Source organism: Micromonospora sp. IBHARD003, from assembly GCF_056106285.1.
The window spans coordinates 1545442-1561473 of sequence record NZ_JBWBBX010000001.1 but is presented as its reverse complement, the minus strand read 5'-3'; the positions used below and the strand labels follow the sequence as shown (position 1 = coordinate 1561473).

Sequence of the window (16032 nt, the reverse complement as noted above, 5' to 3'; positions counted from 1 at the left end):
GTCCGCCGGTCGGTGGGCCGTGCCGCGGGCTCAGTCGCGTGACAGCGCCTCGGCCAGGCCAGCCAGGTCCGGGGCGCGCAGCACGCGGTCGCCGTGGCCGGGCATGGGGACGTGCAGTGGCTCCGTCCACCGCGCGGGGATCACGGACGCGCCGTACACCGCGCCCGCCAGTGCGCCGGTGACCGCGGCGACCGTATCGGTGTCGCCACCGAGATCGATCGCGGCGCCCAGTGACTCCTCGAACGATCCCGTCGTACGGAGCGCCCACAGTGCCGAACCGAGGCATGGCCAGACCGCCCCGTTGAACTCGGTCGCATCGTCGGGGTGCCAGGACGGTGCCAGCACCGTCGCCCAGCGCTCCCTGTGCTGCTCCTCCACCTCGCCGAGCGCGTCGGGCACGGCGTCCATGGGGTCATGTCCGTCCAGGGCGACCCGGATCAGTTCGTGGAGTACCGCCGTGCCTTCCCAAGCGGCCCGGTCGCCATGGGTGAGGGCGGCGATCCGCCGGGCGGCGGTCATGGTGGCCGTACGTCCCGCACCGGCGAAGAAGACGGCCGATGCCGAGGCCCGCATCAGCGAACCGTTCCCCGCCGCACGGCCGTTGACCTGGAAATGGATCGCCGCCGCGCGGTCCCAGGGGTCCCCGCTGCCGAGGACCTGCTCGGTCTGGAGTCCGATGTCCTTCGGGTCCCCTGCGGCCCAGCGCCGGAAGCGGTCGAACATGTCCGGCAGGTCGAGTCCGCCGCGTTCCCTGAGTGACTCGCCCACGAGAACAGTCATCTGTGTGTCATCGGTGGCTTCCCCGGGATCCCAGCCGCCGCCTCCGCACATCTCGCCGACACCGTCCGGGAAGCGGCCCGAGTAGACGCCCCCGAGGCCGAACTCAAACGGTGCGCCGAGCGCGTCGCCCACGGCGGAGCCGACCACCGTGCCCCTGATCCGGTCCTTCGTCCGCATCCGCTCAGGCTACGGGCCAACGCCGCCCCGGGACGAAGCGCCCGCGGCCCGCGCCGGCGGCCCGTGTTCGCCGCGGCGCGGGAGGGAGCCCGCGGCGCGGCGAACGCACGGCGCATGGGGAGGCCATGCCAGGGCTGGGGGGTTTCTGATGGATCTCCGTGGAGGAAGGAGCGGCGTCCGGTGCGTGCTCTCGGAGTGCCGGCTGAAGCCCTCGTACGGGACGTACTTGGGCTTTCGGCCGGTGCGGCGAGTGGGGGTACCTCCCACGCCGTACGGCCGTGGGGGCGTGCCGGGCGTCGCGACGCCGCGGAGATCCGTCAGAAGCCCCCTAAGCCCCGGGGAAGCTCAGCACCGCCAGCGGCTGGGATGTCGGTTTCGGTGAGCCTCCTGCGGGCTCGACCGTGACGCCCATGCCCGTGGCCCGGCCCACCGGACCCTCCATCAGCAAGGACTGCGCGGTCGCCGAGGAGTCGAGCAGTCCGGCGGGGCGCATCGTGTCCCCGTCCGCGAACCACAGCTGGTACACCTTGCCCTCGTCCGGGCGGGGGAGGCCGGACGCCAGGAACACCGCACGGTCCCGGTTGTGCGACACCACCACCGTGCCGGTCGCGCCGCCGGTGCCTAGGCTCGCCGAGCTGGTCCGTACGTCGGGTGCCGTCAGCACCTCGGTCAGTGCCTGAGCCCGGAGCTGGGCCTGGCGCGCCGACTCGCGGGCCTCGACGAGGGCGTTCTGCGCCGTGTGCTGCTGCCACGCGGAGAACCCGCCGAACGCGGCCAGCCCCGTCACACACGCCGCGAGTACGAACCGGGACACCCGGCGCCGGCCCCCCGGCCTGATCCGGCGTTCCGCGAGCCGGGCCCCGTCGGGCAGTGCGCCGTGGACGCCGACCGCCGGCGGCTCCTGACGCACCGTCGCTATCCGGTGCAGCACCTGTGCCTTCATCGCGGCCTGCGGCGGTTCACTGACCGCGAGCCCCAGCCGTCCTGCCGTCGCGCTCAGTTCTCGCACCTCCTGCGTGCATGAGATGCAGGCGTCCAAGTGCCGCTCGAACCGTACGCGTTCACGTTCGCCGAGCGCGTGCAGGGCGTACGCCCCGGTCAGCGTGTGCAGTTCGGCATCCCGTCCCGAGCCGCGTCCCGCCGCGCTCATGCGTTCACCCCCAGGCAGTCGCGCAGCCGGATGAGCCCGTCGCGCATTCTTGTCTTCACCGTGCCGAGCGGCACGGACAGCAGTTCCGCCACTTCGCGATAGGCGAGACCGCGGTAGTAGGCGAGGGTCACCGACTGGCGCTGCAACTCGGTGAGGGTCCGCAGACAGCGGCGCACCTGCTCGCGCTCCAGCCGGGCCTCGACCTGCTCGACGACGTCGTCGAAGGCCGGGGTCGCACCGAGCCTCGCCACCTTCTGCTCGCGCTCGGTGGCGGCCTGTGCCGACCGCACCCGGTCCACCGCCCGGCGATGGGCGAGGGTGAGTGTCCAGGTCAGCGCCGAGCCGCGGGACGGCTGGTAGCGGGCGGCCGTGCGCCAGAGCTCGACCAGCACCTCCTGTGTCACCTCGTCGGACTGGGCCGGGTCGCGCAGCACACTGCGTACGATTCCCAGCACCGGCCCGCACACCGCGTCATACACCCGGGCGAAGGCCTCCTGGTCGCCGCGTGCCACCCGTACGAGCAGCTCGTCGAGTCCCGGTCCGGCCGGTGGTGCCCCAGTGATGCTTACGGCTTCCTTCACGCGTTCTCCCCTCACCCTTTCCTCCGTCTCATATACGGAGCAGAGGCGGGTCCAGACTGCCCTTCCGCAGGACTTTTTCCCAGCTGATACATGGTGCAGGGCGGACCGGGCCGTCTCTCGGAAGCCCAGTCCGCCCTGTATGCGGACATATGCGTCTGTCTTGCATGGGTCGATCGCCGTGGACGGCAGACGTCCCCAACAGGCCGTGGCGCGGCGGCCTTTGCGGAGCCGGAGGTCAGGCGACCTTTTCCTGCTCCCGCTCCACCTGCGCGTTCCAGTCCCTCTTGATCGCCCGCCAGGCTTCGTCGGACTTGCCCAGCCGCCAGTATCCGGAGATCGACAAACGGGCCGCGGGGATACCGCGTTCGAGGCGCAGGTGACGGCGCAGCTCCTTCACCGCCGCCGCCTCGCCGTGGACGAACGCCTGGACATCGCCCTCCGGGAAGTCCAACTCCCGCACCGCGGCGACCAGTGCCTCGCCGACCGCCCGGCCGCCCCGGTGCAGCCAGGTCACCGTGACCCCGTCCGGAGTGACGATCTTCTGCTCCTCCTCCGGGCCGGCCACCTCGACGAACGCCTGGACCACCGCACCCGCCGGCATCTGCTCCAGGGAGGCGGCGATCGCCGGCAGCGCGCTCTCGTCTCCTGCGAGCAGATGCCAGTCCGCCGTCGCGTCGGGAGCGTAGCCCCCGCCGGGGCCGAGTAGCCGGACCGTTTCTCCGGGCTGTGCGCCGGCGGCCCACGGCCCGGCGAGGCCCTCGTCCCCGTGCACCACGAAGTCGATCGTCAGCTCGCGGTGGACGCGGTCCCAGGCGCGCACCGTGTACGTGCGATTGCTCGGCCACTGGTCACGCGGGAACTCCTCGCGGATCCGGGCCATGTCGAAGGGCTCGGGGTAGGTCACTCCGGGTGCGGGGAACAGCACCTTGACGTAGGCGTCCGTCGACCCGTCGGTGTCGAACGCCGCGAGCCCCTCACCGCCGAGGACGACGCGCACCATGTGCGGAGTGATCCGGTCCGTCCGCACCACCCGCGCCTCGTGGGTCGTCGGTGCCTTGCGGGTGGGTGTGTCTGACACAGCGGTCTCCCTCACTCAGGGGGCGATCAGGCTCTGGGTAATGGTTAGGGTAACCTAAGTCGCCATGAGGTGCCGATGCGTACCCGGTGGCTCACGCCCCAAGTTCCGTGAGCAGCCGATGCACCACCCGCCCCAGTCCCCAGCGCGACGCCAGCTCCTCGAGCCGCTCCGGATCGCGTGCCTGCTTCGGCAGCGCCGGGTCGAAGGCCGGCAGCGGCACATCTCCGGCCACACGCACCACCTTCGGGGCCACGGCCACATAGGCCCGTGACTCGTCCAGCCGCTTGCGCTGCGACGGCGTCAGCTTCGACGCCGGGTCGTCCACGGCCGCCATGATCCCCGCCAGGTCCCCGAAGGTGTCCAGCAGCTTCGCCGCGGTCTTCTCGCCGATACCCGGCACTCCCGGCAGGCCGTCGCTGGGATCCCCGCGCAGCAGCGCCAGATCGACGTACCCGGGCCCGTCCACGCCGTACTTCTCGCGCAGTACGGCCTCGTCGGTCGCCTGCATCATGCCGACGCCCTTCAGCGGGTACAGCACCCGCACCCCGCGGGCGTCGTCGACCAGCTGGTACAGGTCCCGGTCGCCGGTCACGATGTCCACCGGGCCCGTCGCACGCCCCGTGAGTGTGCCGATGACGTCGTCCGCCTCGTACCCCGCCACCCCGACACGGGCGATGCCGAGCGCGTCGAGGACCTCCTCGATGATCGGGACCTGCGGTGACAGCGTGTCGGGCACCTCCTCCACGTCCGGACCCGTCTCGGCCTCCACCGCCACCCGGTGCGCCTTGTACGACGGGATGAGCTCCACCCGCCAGTGGGGGCGCCAGTCGGCGTCCATGCAGGCCACCAACTCGTCGGGGTGGTGGTCCTGGACCAGCCGGGTGATGAATTCGAGCAGTCCGCGCACCGCGTTGACGGGCGTGCCGTCGGGGGCGCGCACCGATTCCGGGACGCCGAAGTAGGCGCGGAAGTACAGGGAAGCGGTGTCGAGGAGCATCAGGCGTCGCGTCACAGCCCCGATGATGCCGCACCGCACCGACAGCGCCCCGTCCACCGTGGCCGCGCCGCCGTTTCCCGGTCGCTGGTCGCTGGTCGCTGATCACGCCCGGGATGCTCGCCGAGCTCAAGCGCGCGTACGACAAGAAGGAACCCATCGTCACCACCCTGTGGTCGCCGCACTGGGCCTACAGCACCTACGACCTGAAGAAGCTCAAGGACCCCAAGGGAACCTGGGGCAAGGGCGACGGCATCCACACGCTGGCCCGCAAGGGCTTCGCCGCCGACAACCCGAAGGTCGGGAAGTGGCTCAAGAGCTTCCGTCTGAGCGAGAAGCAGCTCACGGACCTCGAGGCGACGATCCAGAAGACCGGAAAGGGCAAGGAACAGGAAGCCGTCCGCGCCTGGCTCGAGGAGAACCCGGGCCTGGTGAACCGCCTCGCACCTGTGTAGACCATTCTCCATCCACCCCCACCGGTCGGGCCCCGTCACATACAGTGGCGGGGCCCTCACCGTTGCCGCTGTGACAACTGTGCGATTCGATGCCCGAATCTGCGTAAGGTACTGAGAAGGAGGGAGGGACGACGCCATGGCAGACAAGGAAACTCTCCGCGTAGGCTCCACCGTCCGCAGACGGCGCAGGGCCCTTGCCCTCACGCTCGCCACCGTGGCCGAGCGCAGTGGGCTCTCGGTGCCCTTCCTCAGCCAGATCGAGAACGAACGGGCCCGCCCCAGCATGCGTTCCCTCGACCGGGTCGCCGAGGCACTCGGCACGACGGGGGCCGAACTGCTCGCCGCCGCCGACTCCGCGCGCGTCGTGGACGTCGTGAGGGCCGACGACGGCGCCGGCCTCCGCGGCGAGGGCGCACGACCGCTCGTGCGCGGCCACCACCAGCTGCGGGCCGTCGAATTCACCGGCGAGCAGGACAGCGACCGGGAGTACCAGCACCGCAACGACGAGCTGATGTACGTCGCCGACGGGGCGGCCGAGGTCGAGGCCGAGGGCCGCGCGTACCGCCTGGAGAAGGGCGACACGCTCTATCTGTCCGGCGGTGTACGCCATCGCTGGCGCGCCACCCGGCCCGGCACCCGTCTGCTCGTCGTCGCCGTCGCCGTCGGCGACAGCGTCCAGGCCGGTCCGTGACCCGTCCGCGCGGGACCGTACGGCGGGTCGTCTCACTCGTTCCCTCGCTCACCGAGGCCGTCGCGGTCAGCTCGCCCGGACTGCTCGTCGGGGTCACCGACTGGTGTACTCGTCCCGCGGACCTCGCCGTGGCCCGCGTCGGCGGCACCAAGAACCCGGACCTCGCGTCGATCGCGGCCCTCGCGCCCGACCTCGTCATCGCCAACGAGGAGGAGAACCGGGCCCCCGACATCGCTGCCCTGCGCGACGCAGGACTCGATGTCCTCGTCACGGAAGTGCGCACCCTGCCGCAGGCGTTCAGCGAGCTGGAACGGGTCCTGCGGGCCTGCGGGGCGGGGCGGCCACGCTGGCTCGACGAAGCACGGGCCGCCTGGGCGGCGGCGGAGCCGGGCGAGCCACGGCGCGCCGTCGTACCGATCTGGCGGCGGCCCTGGATGGTGCTGGGCCGGGACACCTTCGCCGGGGACCTCCTCGCCCGTCTCGGGGTCGAGAACGTCTACGCCGCGCACCCGGACCGCTATCCGCGGATCGCGGTGGACGAACTCAACGCGGCGGGCGCGGACCTCGTCGTGCTGCCCGACGAGCCCTACCGCTTCACCGCCGCCGACGGACCCGAGGCCTTCCCGGGACTGCCCGCCGCGCTCGTCGACGGCCGCATGCTCACGTGGTACGGGCCGTCGCTGGCAGAGGCGCCCGCGGCGCTGCGGGCAGCGCTCCGCTGAGCAGACCGCGCAGTGTGCGGAAACCGGCGACGGCCCAGGCGCCGACCAGCAGCGCGTACAGCGCTCCGGCCAGCCAGCCCCAGGCGGGCAGCCCCGTGCGTGCGGCCAGCCCCGCCGCCCCGGTCACACAGGTGCCGACCGGGAAGGTGAACGCCCACCACGTCATCGTGAACGGCATGCCCCGCCGGGCCGCCCGCACCACCAGCGCCCCGGCGATCAGCAGCCACAGCAGGGCGAAGCCCATCACCGGGACCCCGTACAGCACCGCGAGGACGCCGAGGCCGTCCGCATACGGCGCGGGAACCACCGTCCGCGCGGCGTCGGTGAGATTGGCCATCGCGGTGGTCGACTGGCCCAGCGGGCCGAGGACGAGGAAGAGCGCGGGCGTCAGCGCGAGCGGCAGGGGACCGTGGTGGACCAGCCGGGCGAAGACCAGCGGCAGCATCACCAGTACGGCGAGCAGGCTCAGCCCGAACATCGCGTAACAGGCGAACAGCAAGGTCTCCCGTCCCTGGCCGGCGGGCAGCCGTTCCACCAGCAGGGGCCCCGCCGCGGCCGACACCATCGGGGCGACCACGGGCAGCAGCCACACCGGTGAAGCGCTCCCGGGCGCAAGACGGTGACGCGTGATCATCAGATACGGGACGGCCACGGCGACCAGGAGCGCGACGGCCGTGCCGGCGGTGAACAGCGCGGTGCCCACGACCGCCGCGGACCGTCTGCCGAGCACGTCGCCGCCGAGCGTGAGGGAGCCGGTCCCCACCGAGAGCAGCGCCATCGCGAGACAGCCGAGGAACGGGGCGACCGCCGGGTCGAGCAGATCGCCGACGGCCCGGTCACGGTGCCGCGCCCAGCGGGCCGTACGGGCGGCGAGCAGAGCCGCGAGCATCAGCGCCGACAGCGTCCACACCGTGGTGCAGGCGGCCCGCAGACCGGGAGACTGCACCGGCAGGGCGGCACCGGCGTTCGCGACGATGGCGGTGCCCATGACCGTCGCGTACCAGTTGGGCCCGAGATCGCGGAGAGAGGGGAAGACCATGGGGCCACTCTCTGGCGCCGCGCCCGCCCTCACCAGTGATCACCTTGCTATGAGCTCATAAGCTGGACTGATGACCGAGGAGCAACGGGGACCGCTGGCGCACCGGGTACCCGATCTCGGCGCGCTGGAGCTGCTGCTGGCCGTCGCCCGGCACGGAAGCCTCGGGCGCGCGGCACGTGAGCTGGGCATCACCCAGCCTGCCGCGAGCAGCCGGATCCGCTCGATGGAGCGGCACTTGGGTGTCGCCCTCGTCGACCGCTCTCCGCGGGGTTCCCGGCTGACCGACGCGGGAGCGCTGGTGACCGACTGGGCACGGCGCATCGTGGAGGCGGCGGAGGCGTTCGACGCGGGAGCGCAGGCGCTGCGGGACCGGCGGGACTCGCGGCTGCGGGTCGCGGCGAGCATGACCATCGCCGAGTATCTGCTGCCGGGCTGGCTGATCGCGCTGCGGCAGGGACGTCCCGGCACTGCGGTGTCGCTGCTCGCGGGCAACTCCGCGGCGGTCGCGCAGTGGCTGCTGCGGGACGAGGCCGACATCGGCTTCGTCGAGGGGCTCCGGGTGCCTGAAGGCATGGACGGCGCGGTCATCGGCCACGACCGACTGGTGGTGGTCGCCGCTCCGGGGCACGCGTGGGCGCGGCGGAGGGCCGTGGCGCCGGACGAGCTGGCGTCGATGCCACTGGTCCTGAGGGAGCGCGGGTCGGGCACCCGCCAGGTTCTGGACTCGGCGCTCGAGGAGTACGGCGGTCTGGCCGAGCCGCTGCTCGAACTCGCGTCGACGACGGCGGTGAAGGCGGCGGCGGTGAGCGGGGCGGGACCGGCGGTGCTCAGCGAACTGGCGGTGACGGAGGAACTGGCCTCACGCCGGCTGGTCCGGGTACCGGTGGAGGGCGTGACCCTGCGGCGGGACCTGCGCGCGGTGTGGCCACGTGGGCGGAAGCCGGCGGGTCCGGCGCGGGAGCTGCTGGCGCTGACACGGGGCTGAGGAGGGTGGGGCGGTGCCCCACGGCCCCGGTCGCGCCGGGGTGGCGGATGCCTCTGGCGGTGCGGTGGTGAGGTGGGCGGTGCCCGCGGCGGCAACCGGTGTGTCCGTCCTCAATCTCCCCCAGACTCCGTCCGGGGGGACCCCCAGACGGGCTTGGGGTGTGGGGCTTGCCCGGGGCGTTGTCGGTGAGGTTGGGGGCCTCTGCGGGGCTCGTATGCGACGACGGCATGATTTACGTCGCGCCCACCCCGGACCAAGAAGGCACCGTTGTCGTAGCGCGACACAATGGGGGTCCCCCCCCGGACGAAGTCTGGGGGAGCTTTAGTGTCTCTGCACACGACCCCTCCGAGTCCCCCTTCCCACGCAACGGCAGGCACCCCGGGGGCGAGCGGGGCCGGTCTGCGGGACAGGGGCCGTGGAGGGGTCGTGTCCGGGACACTAAAGCGTGATTTGTGGCGCGCAACGCAGGCGGTGCCATCACGGCAGGGGCAAGGCGCGCCGTAAATCATGCCGTCCAGGACGCGAGCCCCGGAACGGCACCAACCCCCACCGACAACGCCCAGGGCAAGCCCACACACCCCAGCCCGTCCGGCGATTGAGGACGGACACACCGGGCGCCAACCCGGTACCGCCCACCCCGCAGAGGTACCCGCACCACCGCACCGCCAGAGGCAACCGCACCCGCACCGCCAGAGACACCCGCCGGAGGCTACCCCGTCGCCGTCACCAGCCCCGACATCACCCGCGTGTCCTCACCCATCTCCGGGTGCCACTGCACCCCCAGCACCCATGCCGCCCCCGGCAGTTCGACCGCCTCCACCGTGCCGTCCTCCGCGTGGGCCGAGGCCAGGAGGCCGGTGCCCAGGCGGTCGACCGACTGGTGGTGGTACGTGGGCACCGATGAGACCTCCGGCACCAGCGACGCGTACCTGGTGCCGGCCACCGGGGTCACCGGGTGGTGGCCGAAGACGCCGACCGCCTCCACATGGCCGTCGATGTGCTGGACGAGCGTTCCGCCCAGCGCGACGTTCAGCAGCTGCATGCCCCGGCAGATCCCGAGCAGCGGCGTCCCCGACTCCAGCGCCGCGTCGATCAGCGCGAGCTCCCAGGCGTCCCGTTCCCGGGCCGGCGGGCCCGTCCGGGCGTGGGGGGCCGCGCCGTACCGGACGGGCTCGACATCGGGCCCGCCCGCCACGACCAGCCCGTCCAGCCTGGCCACCGTGCGCGCCGCGCGCCCCGGATCGTCCGGCGGGAGCATCGCGGCGATGCCTCCCGCCGCCTGGACGAGGCGTGGATAGCCTTCGGGCAGCAGCGCGGCCGGCAGCTGCCACACGCCCCACGAGGCGGTGTCCAGGTAGGTGCTGACGCCGATGAGCGGCTGGGTCACGGTGAGATTCCTCCTGTCCCTCGATGATGTCAGTCGCGTTCGAGCTCTGCCTCGGCCGCGGCGAGCGCCGCGAACTCCTCCTCCGGGGCCCGGGCGACCAGACGGTGCCGACTGTAGAAGGCGAAGTAGGCGAGTGCGACGCCGTAGACCGCGAGCGCGATGAACGCCGCGTCCTTGTCCACCAGGAACGTCGCGACCAGCGCCGACAGCGCGAGGACGAACGCCACGGACGAGGTCAGCACACCACCGGGCGTGCGGTAGGGCCGGTGCAGTTCCGGCTCGCGCCGCCGCAGCACGATGTGGGACAGCGCCATCAGCGCGTACGAGATCGTCGCGCCGAAGACGGCGATGTTCAGCATGCGGGCCCCGTCGCCGGTCCCGGCGGCCAGGGCGAAGCCGATCGCGCCGGGGATGAGCAGGCCCAGGTACGGGGATTTGCGGCTGCTGGTCAGGGACAGGAAGCGGGGCAGGTAGCCGGCCCGGGACAGGGCGAAGAGCTGGCGGGACCCGGCGTAGATGAGCGAGAAGAACGAGGCGACGAGACCGGCGAGACCCGCGTAGTTCACGAAGCGGCTCAGCGCGGTGGGGTCACCGTCCCCCTGCAGTGCCACCACCAGGGGATTGCCGGCTTCCTGGATCGCCGCCGAGCCCTGTGCTCCCGTCGCGGCGAAGAAGGTGATCAGGGCGAGCAGGGCCAGGATCGACATCGACAGGGCGAGCGCCTTGGGCATGGAGCGGACCGGGTCCTTCGCCTCCTCGGCGGCGAGCGGAACACCTTCGACGCCGAGGAAGAACCACATGCCGAAGGGGAACGCCGCCCAGATCCCGAGCAGGCCGAACGGGAGCCAGGAACTGGAGCCGACCGCGTCCTTGTCGACCGGGATGTCGTCGAGCCCGCTCACATGGAAGTCGGTGAACGCGCCGACGGCGAAGATCAGCAGGGCCGCGACCGCGATCGCCGTGACGATCAGGCTGAAGCGCAGCGCCTCACCCACGCCCCACAGATGGATCCCGATGAAGATCACGAAGCAGGCGAGGTACACCGGCCAGCCCGATTCCAGGCCGAAGAGTCCGAGTGACTCGACGTAGTCGCCGATGAAGATGGCGATGGCGGCGGGTGCGAGGACGTACTCGATGAGGATCGCCGTGCCGGTGAGGAAGCCGCCCCAGGTGCCGAGTGCGCGGCGGGCGAAGCCGTAGCCGCCGCCCGCCGTCGGCAGGATCGCGGAGAGTTCGGCCAGCGCGAAGACGAGGCAGGCGTACATCAGCCCCATCAGCACGGTCGCCACGGCGAGGCCGCCGAAGCCGCCCTTGGACAGTCCTATGTTCCAGCCGGAGAAGTCGCCGGAGACGACGTAGGCCACGCCGAGTCCGGTCAGCAGCAGCCAGCCCGCGCTGCCGCGCCGGAGGGTCCGGCGCTGGAGGTAGTCGTCGTCCGACGGTGGGGTCTTGCTCCCTGTGGTGTCTTCGAGCGTCATGGTAGAGCTCCCGCGTAGGGCCCAATGGAATGACGCCATACCTTTGCGTTGGACTCGGGGAAACGCAAGACCCCTGCGTTACGTTCGGGTTACGCCGCCCCCGTGCGCGGGCGGCCGGAGCCGGCCGGGCGAGCCCGTCAGGCGAGGAATCCGCGCAGCAGCGCGGCCGTGCCGTCGCAGTGCTCGCGCATCACCTCGCGTGCCGCGTCGGCGTCCCCCTCCAGCACCGCCTCCACCAGCGCGACGTGCTGCTGCTGGGAGTGCTCGAGATTGCGTACGAGCAGCGGGATGCAGTCCAGGAGGTCGTTCACGGTCGCCCGTACCGCCGCGTACTGCTTGGTCAGCGTGGGCGACCCGGACAGCTCGGCGAGGGTGAGGTGCAGCAGTGTGTCGCACCGCCGGTAGTCGTCCAGTGTGGCGTCGTGCGTCGCCGTCAGGGCCGTGGCCAGCCGCTCGGTGCCCTCGGCGGAGAGCCCGTGCGCCGCGCAGAGCCCGGCCGCGCCCACTTCGAGCACCTCGCGGAAGCGCAGGGTGTCCTCCAGGTCGACCGCGGCGACGCGACGGCGCAGCTCGTCCTCGTCCGCGGTGTGCCGCCGCTGCCGCACGAACGTTCCACCGTAGCGGCCCCGGCGGCTCTCGACGAGGCCCTCCTCCTGGAGGACCTTGAGCACCTCGCGGAGGGTGACCCGGCTGATGCCCATCCGGTCGGCCAGCTCCCGCTCGGCGGGCAGCCGCTCGCCCCCCGGCACCAGTCCGAGCCGCACCACCTGGAGGATCTGCTCCAGTGCCTCCTCGAAGCCGTTTCCCCCGCGCACCGGCCGCAGCACGGATGTCAGCCGGTCCGTCGACTCGCTCTTCTCGCCCACCTCGCGATTCCCCCTTCCCAAGCAAAGGTCTTCGGACATACCTTATGGCTTCCCGGCTGACCTTAGGAGGCGCATCCCGTGGCAGACCGCACACCCCCGCTGTCCGTCGAGGAGCTCGAAGCCCTCGTCGCGAGCGGTGAGATCGACACCGTAGTCCTGGCCTTCCCCGATATGCAGGGGCGGCTGCAGGGAAAGCGGTTCGCCGCGTCCTTCTTCCTCGACGAGGTCCTGGGACACGGCACCGAAGGCTGCAACTACCTCCTCGCCGTCGACACCGAGATGAACACGGTGGACGGCTACGAGATGTCCTCCTGGGACCGCGGCTACGGCGACTTCGCCATGCACCCCGACCTCACCACCCTGCGTCGCGCACCCTGGAACGAGGGCACGGCCCTGCTCATGGCCGACCTCGCCTGGACCGACGGCGCCCCGGTCGTGGCCGCTCCGCGCCAGATCCTGCGCCACCAGCTGGAGAGGCTCGCCGCACTCGGTTACACCGCGCACGTCGGCACCGAGCTGGAGTTCATCGTCTTCAAGGACACCTACGAGCAGGCCTGGGACGCGAACTACCGGGGCCTGACCCCCGCCAACCAGTACAACATCGACTACTCGGTGCTCGGCACCGGCCGGATCGAGCCCCTGCTGCGGCGCATCCGCAACGAGATGGCCGCGGCCGGACTGACCGTCGAGTCCGCCAAGGGCGAATGCAACCCCGGCCAGCACGAGATCGCCTTCCGCTACGACGAGGCCCTCGTCACCTGCGACCAGCACGCGATCTACAAGACCGGTTCCAAGGAGATCGCCGCGCAGGAGGGTGTCTCGCTCACCTTCATGGCGAAGTACAACGAGCGCGAGGGCAACTCCTGCCACATCCATCTGTCCCTGCAGGACGCGGACGGACGCAATGTGATGGCGGGGGAGGGGCACGGTCACGAGCACGGAATGTCGCGGATCATGCGGCACTTCCTGGCGGGCCAGCTCGTCGCGATGCGCGACTTCACCCTGCTGTACGCGCCGAACATCAACTCCTACAAGCGCTTCCAGCCCGGCTCGTTCGCCCCCACCGCCGTGGCCTGGGGCCACGACAACCGCACCTGTGCCCTGCGCGTCGTCGGGCACGGCCGCTCCACGCGGTTCGAGAACCGGGTCCCCGGTGGTGACGTCAACCCGTACCTCGCCGTCGCCGGCATGGTCGCGGCCGGCCTCTACGGCATCGAGCACGAGCTGGAGCTCCCCGAGGTCTGCGCGGGCAACGCCTACACGGCCGACTACGAGCACGTACCGACCACCCTCCGCGAGGCCGCCGAGCTCTGGGAGAACAGCCCCATCGCCAAGGCCGCCTTCGGGGACGAGGTCGTCGCCCACTACCGCAACATGGCGCGGGTCGAGCTCGCAGCCTTCGACGCCGCGGTGACCGACTGGGAGCTTCGCCGCTCCTTCGAACGCATGTGAGGCATCACTTGTCGCAACCGTACGAACTCGATGTGCTGAACCCGGCCACCGAGGAGGTCATCGCCACCGTCCCCGGCGCCGTCGGGGAGGACGTCGACACGGCCGTCACCCGGGCCGCCCGGGCCCAGCGCGCCTGGGCGGCCGCGGCCCCCGCCGACCGGGCCCGGCTGCTGCGCCGCTTCGCCGCCGTCGTCGACGACCACGTCGAGGAACTGGCCCGGCTGGAGGTCCGCGAGGCAGGCCACACCATCGGCAATGCCCGCTGGGAGGCCGGAAACGTCCGTGACCTCCTCGACTACGCGGCCGGGGGAGTGGAGCGGCTCACCGGCCGCCAGATCCCCGTGCCCGGCGGGATCGACCTCACGATCCTCGAACCCCTCGGCGTCGTCGGTGTCATCGCCCCGTGGAACTTCCCCATGCCGATCGCCGGCTGGGGCATGGCCCCGGCGCTCGCCGCGGGCAACGCCGTCATCCTCAAACCGGCCGAGACCACTCCGCTGACCGCGCTCCGGCTCGCCGAACTCGCCCTGGAAGCAGGCCTTCCCGAGTACCTCTTCCAGGTGCTGCCGGGCCGCGGTGACATCGCGGGAGACGCGCTCGTGCGCCACCCCGGTGTCGCGAAGATCGTCTTCACCGGGTCGACGCGGATCGGCAAGCAGATCATGGGGCTCTGCGCGGACCGGGTGAAGCGGGTGACCCTCGAACTCGGCGGCAAGAGCCCCAACATCGTCTTCGCCGACGCGGACGTCGAGGCGGCGGCGGCCGCCGCCCCCATGGCCTTCCTCGACAACAGCGGCCAGGACTGCTGCGCCCGCACCCGCATCCTCGTCCAGTCCTCGGTGTACGACCGGTTCGTCGAACTGCTGGCCCCGGCGATCGAGTCCGTCGTCGTCGGCGACCCCGCGGACGAGAGGACCCAGATGGGTCCGCTGATCTCCAAGACCCAGCTGGAACGGGTGCGTTCGTACGTCCCCGACGACTCTCCGGGCATCCGCGGCTCCTCTCCGGCAGGCCCCGGCTTCTGGTTCCCGCCGACCGTCCTGACCGGTCTCGCGCCCGACGCACCCGCCGCGGTCGAGGAGGTCTTCGGCCCGGTCGCCGTCGTCCTCCCGTTCGATGACGAGGACGACGCCGTACGCCTCGCCAACGCCACCGACTACGGTCTCTCCGGCTCCATCTGGACCCGGGACGTCGGCCGTGCGCTGCGCGTCTCCGGAGCGGTCGCGGCCGGCAACCTGTCCGTCAACTCCCACTCCAGCGTCCGCTACTGGACCCCGTTCGGCGGCTACAAGCAGTCCGGCCTCGGCCGTGAACTCGGCCCTGACGCCCTCACCGCTTTCACCGAGACCAAGAACGTCTTCATCAGCACGGAGGCCTGAACCCATGACCGACACTTCTGTGTGCCGCCGCCTCGTCGGCCGCACCGCAGTCATCACCGGCGCCGGCAGCGGAATCGGCCTCGCCACCGCACGACGTCTCGCCTCCGAGGGCGCGAACGTGGTCTGCGGCGACATCGACGAGATCGCGGGCAAGGCCGCGGCCGAGGAGGTCGGCGGTACGTACGTGAAGGTCGACGTCACCGACGCCGAGGAGGTCGAGGCCCTCTTCAGGACGGCTTTCGACACCTACGGCAGTGTCGACATCGCCTTCAACAACGCGGGCATCTCGCCGCCCGACGACGACTCGATCCTGGAGACCGGCCTGGAGGCCTGGAAGCGGGTCCAGGAGGTCAACCTGACGTCCGTGTACCTGTGCTGCAAGGCCGCCATCCCCTATATGCAGCGCCAGGGCAAGGGCTCCATCATCAACACCGCCTCCTTCGTGGCGCGGATGGGTGCGGCGACCTCCCAGATCTCGTACACGGCGTCCAAGGGCGGTGTGCTGGCGATGTCGCGCGAACTGGGAGTGCAGTTCGCCCGCGAAGGCATCCGGGTCAACGCGCTCTGCCCGGGGCCCGTCAACACCCCGCTGCTGCAGGAGCTGTTCGCCAAGGACCCGGAGCGGGCCGCGCGCAGGCTCGTTCACATCCCCGTCGGCCGCTTCGCGGACGCCGAGGAGATCGCGGCGGCCGTGGCGTTCCTCGCGAGCGACGACTCGTCGTTCGTGAACGCGACGGACTTCCTGGTCGACGGCGGTATCTCGGGGGCGTACGTCACCCCGCTGTAGTGAGGCACCCCCTCTGTAGGGTGACGGCGTG

Annotated in this window: 16 protein-coding genes; 7 read left to right on the top strand and 9 right to left on the bottom strand. The window is 71.6% G+C overall.

The window, feature by feature from the left end; genetic code table 11:
- Nucleotides 1-30: 30 nt before the first annotated feature.
- The 5 genes from ACTWOL_RS06905 to ACTWOL_RS06885 form a co-directional block, all read right to left on the bottom strand.
- On the bottom strand, nucleotides 31-957 hold the full coding sequence (locus tag ACTWOL_RS06905) for an ADP-ribosylglycohydrolase family protein (RefSeq protein ID WP_474295396.1): 927 nt from the start codon (nucleotides 955-957) through the stop codon (nucleotides 31-33).
- A gap of 328 nt (nucleotides 958-1285) precedes the next feature.
- Nucleotides 1286-2107, bottom strand: coding sequence for an anti-sigma factor (locus ACTWOL_RS06900; protein WP_474295393.1), 822 nt, complete (start codon nucleotides 2105-2107; stop codon nucleotides 1286-1288).
- Nucleotides 2104-2688, bottom strand: coding sequence for a sigma-70 family RNA polymerase sigma factor (locus ACTWOL_RS06895; protein WP_474295391.1), 585 nt, complete (start codon nucleotides 2686-2688; stop codon nucleotides 2104-2106). Before ACTWOL_RS06895 ends, ACTWOL_RS06900 begins: the two co-directional genes overlap by 4 nt.
- 235 nt (nucleotides 2689-2923) lie before the next feature.
- A complete protein-coding gene (locus tag ACTWOL_RS06890; protein WP_474295389.1) occupies nucleotides 2924-3766 on the bottom strand; it encodes a siderophore-interacting protein in 843 nt (280 codons plus the stop codon).
- A gap of 91 nt (nucleotides 3767-3857) precedes the next feature.
- Complete coding sequence (locus tag ACTWOL_RS06885) at nucleotides 3858-4778, bottom strand: 5'-3' exonuclease (RefSeq protein WP_474295386.1); 921 nt, start codon at nucleotides 4776-4778, stop codon at nucleotides 3858-3860.
- Nucleotides 4779-4876: 98 nt separating this feature from the next.
- Here ACTWOL_RS06885 and ACTWOL_RS06880 point away from each other — a divergent pair, with 98 nt between their 5' ends.
- The 3 genes from ACTWOL_RS06880 (at nucleotide 4877) to ACTWOL_RS06870 (ending at nucleotide 6628) form a co-directional block, all read left to right on the top strand.
- Complete coding sequence (locus ACTWOL_RS06880; RefSeq protein ID WP_474295384.1) at nucleotides 4877-5215, top strand: glycine betaine ABC transporter substrate-binding protein; 339 nt, start codon at nucleotides 4877-4879, stop codon at nucleotides 5213-5215.
- 136 nt (nucleotides 5216-5351) lie between these two features.
- Entirely contained in the window at nucleotides 5352-5906 is a 555-nt protein-coding gene (locus ACTWOL_RS06875) for a helix-turn-helix domain-containing protein (RefSeq protein WP_474295382.1), read from the top strand.
- On the top strand, nucleotides 5903-6628 hold the full coding sequence (locus ACTWOL_RS06870; RefSeq protein WP_474295380.1) for a helical backbone metal receptor: 726 nt from the start codon (nucleotides 5903-5905) through the stop codon (nucleotides 6626-6628). Before ACTWOL_RS06875 ends, ACTWOL_RS06870 begins: the two co-directional genes overlap by 4 nt.
- Here the strand turns inward: ACTWOL_RS06870 and ACTWOL_RS06865 are convergent.
- Nucleotides 6567-7667 (bottom strand): TDT family transporter, encoded by a 1101-nt coding sequence (locus ACTWOL_RS06865; protein ID WP_474295378.1) that lies wholly within the window; start codon nucleotides 7665-7667, stop codon nucleotides 6567-6569. The two genes, ACTWOL_RS06870 and ACTWOL_RS06865, sit on opposite strands and share 62 nt — an antisense overlap.
- Nucleotides 7668-7737: 70 nt before the next feature.
- On the opposite strand from ACTWOL_RS06865, the gene ACTWOL_RS06860 reads away from it, so the two are divergent.
- Nucleotides 7738-8652: a LysR family transcriptional regulator gene (locus tag ACTWOL_RS06860; protein WP_474295376.1), complete on the top strand. Its 915-nt coding sequence runs from the start codon at nucleotides 7738-7740 to the stop codon at nucleotides 8650-8652.
- Nucleotides 8653-9361: 709 nt separating this feature from the next.
- Here ACTWOL_RS06860 and ACTWOL_RS06855 read toward each other — a convergent pair.
- The 3 genes from ACTWOL_RS06855 to ACTWOL_RS06845 all read right to left on the bottom strand — a co-directional run bounded on the left by ACTWOL_RS06855 (nucleotide 9362) and on the right by ACTWOL_RS06845 (nucleotide 12383).
- Nucleotides 9362-10039, bottom strand: a complete 678-nt coding sequence (locus tag ACTWOL_RS06855) for a gamma-glutamyl-gamma-aminobutyrate hydrolase family protein (RefSeq protein WP_474295374.1) — start codon at nucleotides 10037-10039, stop codon at nucleotides 9362-9364.
- 29 nt (nucleotides 10040-10068) lie between these two features.
- Nucleotides 10069-11517 carry an ethanolamine permease gene (eat, locus tag ACTWOL_RS06850; protein WP_474295372.1) on the bottom strand — a complete coding sequence of 483 codons (1449 nt, stop codon included), beginning with the start codon at nucleotides 11515-11517 and terminating at the stop codon, nucleotides 10069-10071.
- Nucleotides 11518-11654: 137 nt separating this feature from the next.
- Nucleotides 11655-12383 carry a FadR/GntR family transcriptional regulator gene (locus ACTWOL_RS06845; protein ID WP_474295370.1) on the bottom strand — a complete coding sequence of 243 codons (729 nt, stop codon included), beginning with the start codon at nucleotides 12381-12383 and terminating at the stop codon, nucleotides 11655-11657.
- A gap of 78 nt (nucleotides 12384-12461) precedes the next feature.
- Here ACTWOL_RS06845 and ACTWOL_RS06840 point away from each other — a divergent pair, with 78 nt between their 5' ends.
- The 3 genes from ACTWOL_RS06840 to ACTWOL_RS06830 are packed head-to-tail and all read left to right on the top strand — an operon-like array spanning nucleotide 12462 to nucleotide 16001.
- The gene (locus ACTWOL_RS06840; RefSeq protein ID WP_474295368.1) at nucleotides 12462-13835 is read left to right on the top strand and encodes a glutamine synthetase family protein; all 1374 of its coding nucleotides are present in this window, start codon (nucleotides 12462-12464) and stop codon (nucleotides 13833-13835) included.
- An 8-nt stretch (nucleotides 13836-13843) separates the two neighbouring features.
- A complete protein-coding gene (locus tag ACTWOL_RS06835) occupies nucleotides 13844-15214 on the top strand; it encodes an aldehyde dehydrogenase family protein (protein ID WP_474295366.1) in 1371 nt (456 codons plus the stop codon).
- 4 nt (nucleotides 15215-15218) lie between these two features.
- The gene (locus ACTWOL_RS06830; protein ID WP_474295365.1) at nucleotides 15219-16001 is read left to right on the top strand and encodes a 3-oxoacyl-ACP reductase; all 783 of its coding nucleotides are present in this window, start codon (nucleotides 15219-15221) and stop codon (nucleotides 15999-16001) included.
- The last annotated feature ends 31 nt before the right edge of the window (nucleotides 16002-16032 follow it).

Bases quoted from the DNA above. Each gene is read 5' to 3' on its own strand.
- ACTWOL_RS06880 (WP_474295384.1), top strand. From the start codon at position 4,877: ATGCTCGCCGAGCTCAAGCGCGCGTACGACAAGAAGGAACCCATCGTC.
- ACTWOL_RS06860 (WP_474295376.1), top strand. From the start codon at position 7,738: ATGACCGAGGAGCAACGGGGACCGCTGGCGCACCGGGTACCCGATCTC.
- ACTWOL_RS06875 (WP_474295382.1), top strand. From the start codon at position 5,352: ATGGCAGACAAGGAAACTCTCCGCGTAGGCTCCACCGTCCGCAGACGG.
- ACTWOL_RS06865 (WP_474295378.1), bottom strand. From the start codon at position 7,667: ATGGTCTTCCCCTCTCTCCGCGATCTCGGGCCCAACTGGTACGCGACG.
- ACTWOL_RS06830 (WP_474295365.1), top strand. From the start codon at position 15,219: ATGACCGACACTTCTGTGTGCCGCCGCCTCGTCGGCCGCACCGCAGTC.
- ACTWOL_RS06900 (WP_474295393.1), bottom strand. From the start codon at position 2,107: ATGAGCGCGGCGGGACGCGGCTCGGGACGGGATGCCGAACTGCACACG.
- eat (WP_474295372.1), bottom strand. From the start codon at position 11,517: ATGACGCTCGAAGACACCACAGGGAGCAAGACCCCACCGTCGGACGAC.
- ACTWOL_RS06905 (WP_474295396.1), bottom strand. From the start codon at position 957: ATGCGGACGAAGGACCGGATCAGGGGCACGGTGGTCGGCTCCGCCGTG.